Origin of the sequence: Weissella viridescens (assembly GCF_001437355.1) — a bacterium.
Lineage (GTDB): Bacteria > Bacillota > Bacilli > Lactobacillales > Lactobacillaceae > Weissella > Weissella viridescens.
This window is the reverse complement of record NZ_JQBM01000004.1, coordinates 151,772-160,345: the sequence shown is the minus strand read 5'-3', so window position 1 is coordinate 160,345 and position 8,574 is coordinate 151,772. Positions and strand designations below refer to the sequence as shown.

Below are 8,574 nucleotides of genomic sequence, written 5' to 3'. Positions count from 1 at the left end.
GGTAGAGCACACGACTGTTAATCGTGTTGTCGTCGGTTCGAGCCCGACATTCGGAGTCATCAAAGCACCTTAGTTATTGCAACTAGGGTGTTTTTTGCTAGATTAAAGAGGGGAGTTGTGAGTATGGTAAAGCAAGGGAAGTTTGCACAAGTTAAACAACAAAAGCATCAAAAATACAAAGCTAAACAAGCTCAGCTCAAGCAAACTCAAACAATTGCCCCAGCACAAATGATGGACTTTATTTTGGTTAGACATCACTTGGTTAATAAAGCGCCCGCCCTCATTGAGGAGACTAATGGACGATTGTTGCAGGAGTTTATGGTGCTCGGGAATGGTAATCCATGGTCGCTCCATACGCAACTACAGCAAACGCTTCAGCAAATTGATGTCAATGTTCCGTGGCAGTTTTATAAAATTGTTGCGGATAGTTGGCCTCAAACCAAAACATTCATGCTCAAAGAAATTCCTGCGATTCCGTTAAGTCAACGGATTATTCTTGAAGATGATCTTTCAGACTTACAATTTACTGAGTTGGTGGCACAAAAATTAGCAAGTAATTGGTTTATTAATCAATTCAAGCAGACACCAGAGCAACTCCATAAAACGACTGACGCACAAGTTGAACAGCTCGCCCAAAGTTTCGTGGTCGAAAACCACATTGATTGGTCGAAGGTGGCAGAATTGAACCAGACCGTCCAATTGGATGAACCGTTAGAACTAGATGCGGGTAGCCAACAATGGTTGGCAGAAGTTAAAAAGTATGTATAAAAAAGACCGTAACTATATTGGTTACGGTCTTTTGCTTTATTCACGAGTGTGGTCGATGGCTTGACGAATGCTATCTACAATTTCCAGTGTATCTGGACCAAGATGAACACCAACGAGGGTGAAGAGACTATCAATAATTGCTAATTGGGCTAACAACGATGACATTGATTCACTTCGAATGTTAATTTCTTCAGCAGAACTAGGTAACACTAGGTCCGCTAGCTTAGCTAGCGTTGAATTAACATAAGCGGTAATCGCAATGACTTTTACATTGTTGGCTTTTAATTGTCGGGTGATTTTTAGTGTGTCCAGATTGCGACCTGAGTGTGAGACAACAATCGCAACATCGGTATCACGCATCCGAACAGCTTGCATAAGCTGCACATCATAATCTGGATGTTGTTCGGCATCAATTGGCGTTCGTAAAAACTTGTGATAACCGTCTAAGGCGACAATGGAAGAACCACCAATACCGAAAAAGCCTAATTTTCGGGCATTGATAATCCAAGCGCAGGCGGTATCCCAACTTTCAGTGGGAATTAGATTGAAAGTTGATGATAAGGCATTTTCACCTCCCTTGAAAACTTTATTAACAATGGCATTTGTATCATCATTATTTTCAATTTCACCGAAAAAAGCGTTATCGGGTTGCATGACCGCCGTTAAGCTAAGTGAAAATTCTCGGAAAGATGAAAATCCAATTCGTTTTACAAAACGAGAAATAGTGGCTGTTGAAACATTTACCGCATCAGCTAGCCCTTTAATGGTCAAACCCTGAACGGAATTAGCGTGGTCTAAGATATAGTCAGCAATTTTTTTGTCAGACCCAGAAAGTTGATCACGCAACGATTTAATGCGTGCAAAACCTGATTGTTGCATGGATATTGGGCTCCTTATTTGTTGTTTGTAGAAGTTTAGTATACGCACTTATTATATATATGTAAACATTTTACAATAAAAGGCTTGCATTATGAAAATCTTTTGCATTATAATAGACATGTTGAATAAAACAAAAAGAAAAAAAGAGGTATATGACATGAAGTTCGCGATGATCGGCCTTGGTAAGATGGGCTTGAACTTGGTTAAGAACAGTGTTGACAACGGAAACGAAGTTGTTGCATTCGACTTGAACCCTGAATTTGTTAAGGAAGCTGCAGACTATTCTGATAAGGTTACTGCTTCAGATTCTATCGATGATATGTTGGCAAAGCTACCATCACCAAAGATCGTTTGGGTAATGGTACCAGCTGGTGCACCAACTAACTCAACTATCGATACTTTGATCGAAAAGATGGACGAAGGAGATATCATCATTGATGGTGGTAACTCAAACTTCCACGACAACTTGGAACAAAACAAGCGCACTACTGCTGCTGGTATCAAGTTCTTCGATGCAGGTACTTCTGGTGGAATGAGCGGTGCTCGTAACGGTGGAAACTTCATGATCGGTGGAGATGATGCTGAAGCGTGGAAGACTCTTGAACCTTTGTTCAATGATATTGCCGAAGAAGATGGTTACTTGTACACTGGTAAGCTAGGTTCAGGTCACTACTTGAAGATGGTTCACAATGGTATCGAATACGGAATGATGCAAGCCATCGCCGAAGGATTCGAAATCTTGGAAGCCTCAGAATTCGACTACGACTACGAAGCAGTTGCTAAGTTGTGGAACCACGGATCAGTTATCCGTTCATGGTTGATGGAATTGGCTGAAGAACAATTCGCCAAGGATCCTAAGCTTTCAGCTATCTCAGGTCGTATGCACTCATCTGGTGAAGGTAAGTGGACTGCCGAAGAAGCTTTGAAGTTGGAAGTTCCTGCACCAATCATCACAACTTCATTGATGGTTCGTTACCGTTCATTGCAAGAAGATACTTTCTCAGGTAAGGTTGTTTCAGCTTTGCGTAACGGATTCGGTGGTCACGCTACTGATTCTTCAGGAAAGTAATTTAAAAATTACATGAAATAAAACATCTAATCAATTTTGATTAGATGTTTTTTTGTGTATCTATTTGACGATACGGTATAATAGATACAGAAAAGTTGAGGACATACAATATGAAATATGAATTACTAGTCGATATTAACCCGCTGGGTATCGATGTCGTCTTAGCTGACGAAAACGGACAAGTACAAAATATCCATACGCCCTATGCAGGACACGATTTTGCAGTAACCGTACTAAACTTAGATGAGTTTTTGACTACTGTGAAAAGTGCCTTCGCTCATCTTGAAAATATTCTTCAACATAATGACGAAATTCAACAAGTATATTTTAAAAATATCATGAACGGTTGGATGGCATTGGATGAGAATTTTAACCCATTGCCCCCAATTTTGATGGGTAAGGACACCGACGCACATTTTATCGAAGCGTTAATGATGAATGGAATTGGTGGACAGTTGCAACGTAAAACAGGAGTGCCGCTAGCGGTGACACTTCCGCTAATTATTACGTTGCGTCTTAAAAACGAAGAACCAGAAATTTATGCACATGCTGCGCACTATATGACATTGCGTGAATATATGGTCTATTTGTTATTCGGACAAAATACAACCGACGCTGCGTTTGCAGCACGAACTGGATTTTATAATACAGAATATGCTACTTGGGACGGTCAAGCGTTAGCCTTAACTGGTCTACGTGTGGAACAATTACCTGATCTTGTTTCTAAGGATGAATTGACTGGGCGTTTGGATGTTGATTGGCTACCAGAAATGATTACCGATGCTACAAACTTTAAAATGCATTAATCTTGTAAAAAGACTGTGCTATAATATTTTTTGTTGCTGGAGATGCGGTTAGTCAGGAAGTGATGATCCAGGACTGCAATCTCAAGGGATTGAAGGTGCGATGCCTTGCCGTCCAGTGATGGCTGATGTTAAGAGGTGAAGAGCTTAACTTTGGTCGGAGAAAAAGATTCCTTAAAGTCATGTGGATGATGGCTTTAAGGAAGGGGATTGTTGATGGGGTGGTACCCATGAACATGATATGGTGAAAAAGTGGCATAGTACGTGGTGGTCTATGCCACATGACAGAGTCTGCACTCGTTTAGCGAGAGAGACTCTGTTTTTTTGTCCGCAAACGTGATACACTTATCTTTAGTAAGTTAAATACAAGGATAAAAAAGAGGTAGCACACATGAAAATTGGAATTATTGGCGCAACTGGTATGACCGGTAAAGCATTATACAACGAAGCGATTAACCGTGGACACGATGTTACCGGTTTTGTTCGCAATGAGACACGCGGTAAGGACGTTTTGGGATCAGATGCCCAATTAATCGTTGAAGACGCCTTTGCTATTACAGGAACGCAATTAGACCAGTTTGACGTCGTGATTGATGCATTTGCTAATCATACTGAGCCAGAACAAAACTTAGATGTGTTGACACATTTGATTCATCAAACACGTCATCATGATGTTCGCATGTTCTTTATTTTGGGGGCTGGTCCACTTTTGCAAGAAGATGGCAGTTATGTCTATGACTTCCTAAAGACCTTGCCAGATGCAGCTGCATGGGTTGATGAACCACGTTATGGTGTTACTGAGTTACAAGTATTACTAAGCACACGGGATGTTAACTGGACCGCCATTTCAGCTCAGAACGAATACACAGAGGGGCCTAAGACTGAATACGTCTTGGGTAAAGATCATTTGATGCATGCTAGTGACGGCAAGTCACATGTTACATCAGGTAACTTAGCAGGGGCTGTCATGGATGAAATCGAGCAACCACAATTTAAGATGGCCCGTTTCACGGTTTCAGATAAATAAAAAACAAATAGCGGTGCATTTTTTTAAGTAGCGTGCTATAATCATCGTATCGCAAAGATGAAAATAGTAGGGCGTTGCTTTGGAAATTCAGAAACACGGTGGCTGATGTAAACCGTGCCAAAGCATCATCTGAATTACATTCATCATACAAGTTTGCACGTTTCGCTCAGCGCTATGAGCAAGATAAGTGGTCACAAGTGATTGTGGCAAATTAGGTGGTACCGCGCTTAAAATAAGCGTCCTAATCAGTTTTTTCGCTGATTGGGGCGCTTTTTCTGTTCCAATCAAGCACATATACTAAAACTTTTTGGAGGGTCAGCGATATGACTGAGGATATTTTACAAGAACTTGCTTGGCGAGGAGCCATCAACCAACAAACAGACCCCGCTGGTCTGCTTGCATTAATGGATAAAGAACAAATTGGGGTATACGTTGGAATCGATCCAACTGGCGATTCAATGCACATTGGGCACTTGATTCCCTTCATGGTTTTGAAGCGATTCCAATTGGCCGGACAACGCCCAGTTATCGTTGTCGGTGGTGGAACGGGTTCAATTGGTGATCCATCTGGTAAGAAGTCAGAACGTCAATTGTTGACGGATGACCAAGTTGCCGCTAACGTTGCTAAGATGAGTAAGCAAATGGAAAAGCTATTCGGAAAAGATGGTTTTACAATTGTGAACAACAAGGATTGGTTGGGTCAATTGTCATTGATCGAATTCTTGCGTGATTACGGAAAGCTTTTCCCAATCAACACCATGTTGGCTAAGGATGTTGTGGCCTCACGTTTGGATGCTGGAATTTCATTTACTGAATTTACATACCAAATTTTGCAAGCCATTGATTTCCATGAATTGTGGACACGTGAACATGTACGTTTGCAATTAGGTGGCTCTGACCAATGGGGAAACATCACGGGTGGGGTTGATTTGATCCATAAGCTTGAAGGTAGCGATGCTGAAGCTTACGGATTGACTGTACCGTTGTTATTGAAGTCTGATGGAACTAAGTTTGGTAAGACTGAAGGTGGGGCCGTATGGTTGGATCCGGAAAAGACGACACCATTTGAATTCTACCAGTTCTGGTTGAATACAGCTGATGATGACGTTGAAAAGATGTTGAAGTTCTTTACGTTCTTACCAGAGGCTGAAATTGACGAATTGGTTGCCGAAACCAAGACAGATGCTGCAGCCCGTAAAGCACAACGTCGTTTGGCCGAAGAAGTGACTGAATTTGTTCACGGAAAAGCTGCGTTAGAAACGGCTGAAAAGATGACTGATGTGTTGTTTGGTAATGCTGATGTTGCGAGTCTTTCAACTGATGATGTAGCAGCTTTGGCTGGAAATGTACCAACTTTTGAAATTGGTAACGAACCTATAGGTATCTTAGATTTGGTTGTGGCTGCTGGTCTTGAAACATCAAAGACACGTGCCCGCGAATCTGTTACAAATGGTGCTATCCGCATTAATGGTGAGCAAATTAAGGATGTCGAAACAATCATCGATCCAAAGGCTGCTTTTGATGGTAAATACGTCATTGTAAAGCGTGGAAAGAAGAAGTGGGCTGTTGGTAAAGTGCAATCAGCTTAGTTTCACATCAAAACACGAACGATAAATTAAATATTAAATAATACTAGCCAAAAATCCGAATTATTGTTATACTATGGATATTAAATAACAAGTCCTATGAGTATAATGGTTGGAGAATGGCCAACGAGTTCATACCTATGTCCCGAGACATAGACTACTCACTTAGTATTTTTGAAGCCATTCTTTTTTGAATGGCTTTTTTTATGCACCATTTTTGATTGGGACAGTTTCTGAGGAGGAACACATGGACACGGTTAAACAACCTAATCGACTTGAATCGCTTATTTTAGGGATTCAGCATGTTTTGGCAATGTATTCAGGTGGGGTACTCGTCCCATTAATGATTGGTGCAGCCTTACATTTTTCAGCAACGCAAATGGCGGTATTAATTTCAGCTGATATTTTCATGACTGGAATTGGGACGCTCTTGCAATTGAAGGTAACGCGTTTTACTGGAATCGGTCTACCGGTGGTGATTGGGTCAGCGATTCAAACGGTGACGCCGTTAGTTAACATCGGAAGTACATTAGGAATTGGTGCAATGTATGGTGCCACAATTGGTGCTGGTATTTTCGTCTTCTTAATTGCTGGTATTTTTGCTAAGTTACGTCGTTTTTTCCCACCAGTTGTGACCGGATCCCTGATTACTGTGATTGGGTTTGCTTTAGTTCCGGTTGCCATTCAAAACATTGGTGGTGGTGATCCAAAGGCTGCTAGTTTTGGGAATATGCCTGATTTAACGATTGCTTTGGTGACCATTGTGACGATTGTCGTATTGAACATCTTTGCAAAAGGCTTTTTGAAAGCCATCGCGGTATTACTAGGTATCATTATTGGAACGATTTTCGCGGCCTTTTTAGGCCATGTTTCAATTGAACCGGTATTACAAGCTTCATGGTTCCACTTACCAACACCATTTTATATGGGTGTTCCAACCTTCCATCTTTCAGCAATTATTACAATGTCGGTGGTTGCGCTGACTTCATTAATTGAATCAACTGGGGTTTATTTTGCCTTGGCTGACTTAACAGGTACTGATTTAACGGAGAAGGATTTGGCACGTGGTTATCGTTCTGAAGGATTGGCAGTGATGCTATCAGGGATTTTCAGTACCTTCCCATACTCAACATTCTCACAAAACGTGGGTGTTGTGCGCTTGTCTGGTGTAAAGTCAAAGCGTCCAATTTATTATGCAGCGGCAATGTTGTTAATTATCGGACTACTACCTAAATTTGGTGCCCTAGCAACGATGATTCCATCATCAGCTTTGGGTGGTGCGATGCTAGTCCTATTTGGTACAATCGGTGTACAAGGTATTACCATTTTGCACCAAGTTGATTTTGGCCAAGATCGTAATTTGATGATTGCGGCACTATCAATTGGCGCAGGAATCGGTATTACCGTTTACCCACAAGTGTTCCAAAAATTACCTGAACTAATTCGTTTGGTCATTGAGAATGCTGTGGTTGTAACGTCAGTTATGGCGGTTGCTTCGAATATTATTATTCCAGGCCGCAAAGATAATTAAGGGAGTATGACATGAAGTTATTAGAAGATCGTATCCGTGAAGATGGGCGTGTGTTGGGGGAAGATGTATTAAAAGTAGACAATTTCCTCAATCACCAAGTGGATCCTAAGTTAATGGCACAACTTGGAGAAGAATTTGCCCGTCTTTTCCGCGACGAAAAAATTGATAAAGTGTTGACGGTTGAATCGTCTGGTATTGCACCAGCGGTATTCACTGCCTTGGATTTGGATGTACCCATGGTATTTGCCCGTAAGAAGCAATCGTTGACGCTCTCAGCCGAAAACTATACGGCCGACGTCTTCTCATTCACGAAACAAGAAACGAATCATATCATCGTGGATAAGCGTTTTATCAATGAGGGAGAACGCGTCTTATTGATTGATGATTTCTTAGCCAATGGTCAAGCTGTACAAGGGATGATGGAAATTGTCGATGCAGCTGGTGCTGAATTGGTTGGTGTCGGAATTGTTATTGAAAAAACTTTCCAAAAGGGTCGTCAATTGTTGGACGAAGCCGGACTTCATGTGGAATCATTGGCGCGTATTTCAGCTTTCAATGATGGACAAGTTGAATTTGCAGACTAAAAAAACAGCGGATGTTCAATTGAACATCCGCTGTTTTTATTTAAATTAAGGTGGTGATGGGAATCGAACCCACGATCACGGTTTTGCAGACCACTGCCTTACCACTTGGCTACACCACCATAAACAAGCAAATTCTATTATATAAGAAAGTCCCTAAACATGCAACGCTAAGCGAATACAAAAATAAATTGAAATTAATTTAAAAAAGAGCTTGCAATGTTCTCATATCCTAGGTATAATAATTTTTGTTGTTGAGATGCCGAGAGGTGTTTCAAAAACAAAATGATGGACGATTAGCTCAGCTGGGAGAGCACCTGCCTTACAAGT

General features: G+C 41.2%; 8 protein-coding genes, 1 tRNA gene and 1 other annotated feature. Of the genes, 7 read left to right on the top strand and 2 right to left on the bottom strand.

Features of this window, described 5'->3' with window-relative positions; genetic code table 11:
* Positions 1–123 precede the first annotated feature (123 nt).
* Complete coding sequence (locus IV50_RS06760; protein ID WP_057746911.1) at positions 124–768, top strand: hypothetical protein; 645 nt, start codon at positions 124–126, stop codon at positions 766–768.
* Positions 769–804: 36 nt separating this feature from the next.
* Here the strand turns inward: IV50_RS06760 and IV50_RS06755 are convergent, their stop codons facing one another.
* Entirely contained in the window at positions 805–1,647 is an 843-nt protein-coding gene (locus IV50_RS06755) for a MurR/RpiR family transcriptional regulator (protein WP_057746909.1), read from the bottom strand.
* Between the two features lie 157 nt (positions 1,648–1,804).
* Here IV50_RS06755 and gnd point away from each other — a divergent pair, with 157 nt between their 5' ends.
* The 6 genes from gnd to IV50_RS06725 all read left to right on the top strand — a co-directional run bounded on the left by gnd (position 1,805) and on the right by IV50_RS06725 (position 8,247).
* The gene (gnd, locus tag IV50_RS06750; RefSeq protein ID WP_057746908.1) at positions 1,805–2,716 is read left to right on the top strand and encodes a phosphogluconate dehydrogenase (NAD(+)-dependent, decarboxylating); all 912 of its coding nucleotides are present in this window, start codon (positions 1,805–1,807) and stop codon (positions 2,714–2,716) included.
* Positions 2,717–2,826: 110 nt separating this feature from the next.
* The gene (locus tag IV50_RS06745; protein WP_057746906.1) at positions 2,827–3,522 is read left to right on the top strand and encodes an FGGY family carbohydrate kinase; all 696 of its coding nucleotides are present in this window, start codon (positions 2,827–2,829) and stop codon (positions 3,520–3,522) included.
* Positions 3,523–3,910: 388 nt separating this feature from the next.
* On the top strand, positions 3,911–4,546 hold the full coding sequence (locus IV50_RS06740) for an NAD(P)H-binding protein (RefSeq protein ID WP_057746904.1): 636 nt from the start codon (positions 3,911–3,913) through the stop codon (positions 4,544–4,546).
* A gap of 50 nt (positions 4,547–4,596) precedes the next feature.
* Positions 4,597–4,793: a binding site (T-box leader), on the top strand.
* Positions 4,794–4,869: 76 nt separating this feature from the next.
* The gene (tyrS, locus tag IV50_RS06735; protein WP_057746901.1) at positions 4,870–6,135 is read left to right on the top strand and encodes a tyrosine--tRNA ligase; all 1,266 of its coding nucleotides are present in this window, start codon (positions 4,870–4,872) and stop codon (positions 6,133–6,135) included.
* A gap of 244 nt (positions 6,136–6,379) precedes the next feature.
* Complete coding sequence (locus IV50_RS06730; protein ID WP_057746899.1) at positions 6,380–7,663, top strand: nucleobase:cation symporter-2 family protein; 1,284 nt, start codon at positions 6,380–6,382, stop codon at positions 7,661–7,663.
* Between the two features lie 11 nt (positions 7,664–7,674).
* Complete coding sequence (locus tag IV50_RS06725) at positions 7,675–8,247, top strand: xanthine phosphoribosyltransferase (protein ID WP_057746897.1); 573 nt, start codon at positions 7,675–7,677, stop codon at positions 8,245–8,247.
* Between the two features lie 48 nt (positions 8,248–8,295).
* Here the strand turns inward: IV50_RS06725 and IV50_RS06720 are convergent.
* Positions 8,296–8,366: transfer RNA gene (locus tag IV50_RS06720), tRNA-Cys, on the bottom strand.
* Positions 8,367–8,574: the final 208 nt, after the last annotated feature.

Bases quoted from the DNA above. Each gene is read 5' to 3' on its own strand.
- IV50_RS06760 (WP_057746911.1), top strand. From the start codon at position 124: ATGGTAAAGCAAGGGAAGTTTGCACAAGTTAAACAACAAAAGCATCAA.
- IV50_RS06755 (WP_057746909.1), bottom strand. From the start codon at position 1,647: ATGCAACAATCAGGTTTTGCACGCATTAAATCGTTGCGTGATCAACTT.
- gnd (WP_057746908.1), top strand. From the start codon at position 1,805: ATGAAGTTCGCGATGATCGGCCTTGGTAAGATGGGCTTGAACTTGGTT.
- IV50_RS06745 (WP_057746906.1), top strand. From the start codon at position 2,827: ATGAAATATGAATTACTAGTCGATATTAACCCGCTGGGTATCGATGTC.
- IV50_RS06740 (WP_057746904.1), top strand. From the start codon at position 3,911: ATGAAAATTGGAATTATTGGCGCAACTGGTATGACCGGTAAAGCATTA.
- tyrS (WP_057746901.1), top strand. From the start codon at position 4,870: ATGACTGAGGATATTTTACAAGAACTTGCTTGGCGAGGAGCCATCAAC.
- IV50_RS06730 (WP_057746899.1), top strand. From the start codon at position 6,380: ATGGACACGGTTAAACAACCTAATCGACTTGAATCGCTTATTTTAGGG.
- IV50_RS06725 (WP_057746897.1), top strand. From the start codon at position 7,675: ATGAAGTTATTAGAAGATCGTATCCGTGAAGATGGGCGTGTGTTGGGG.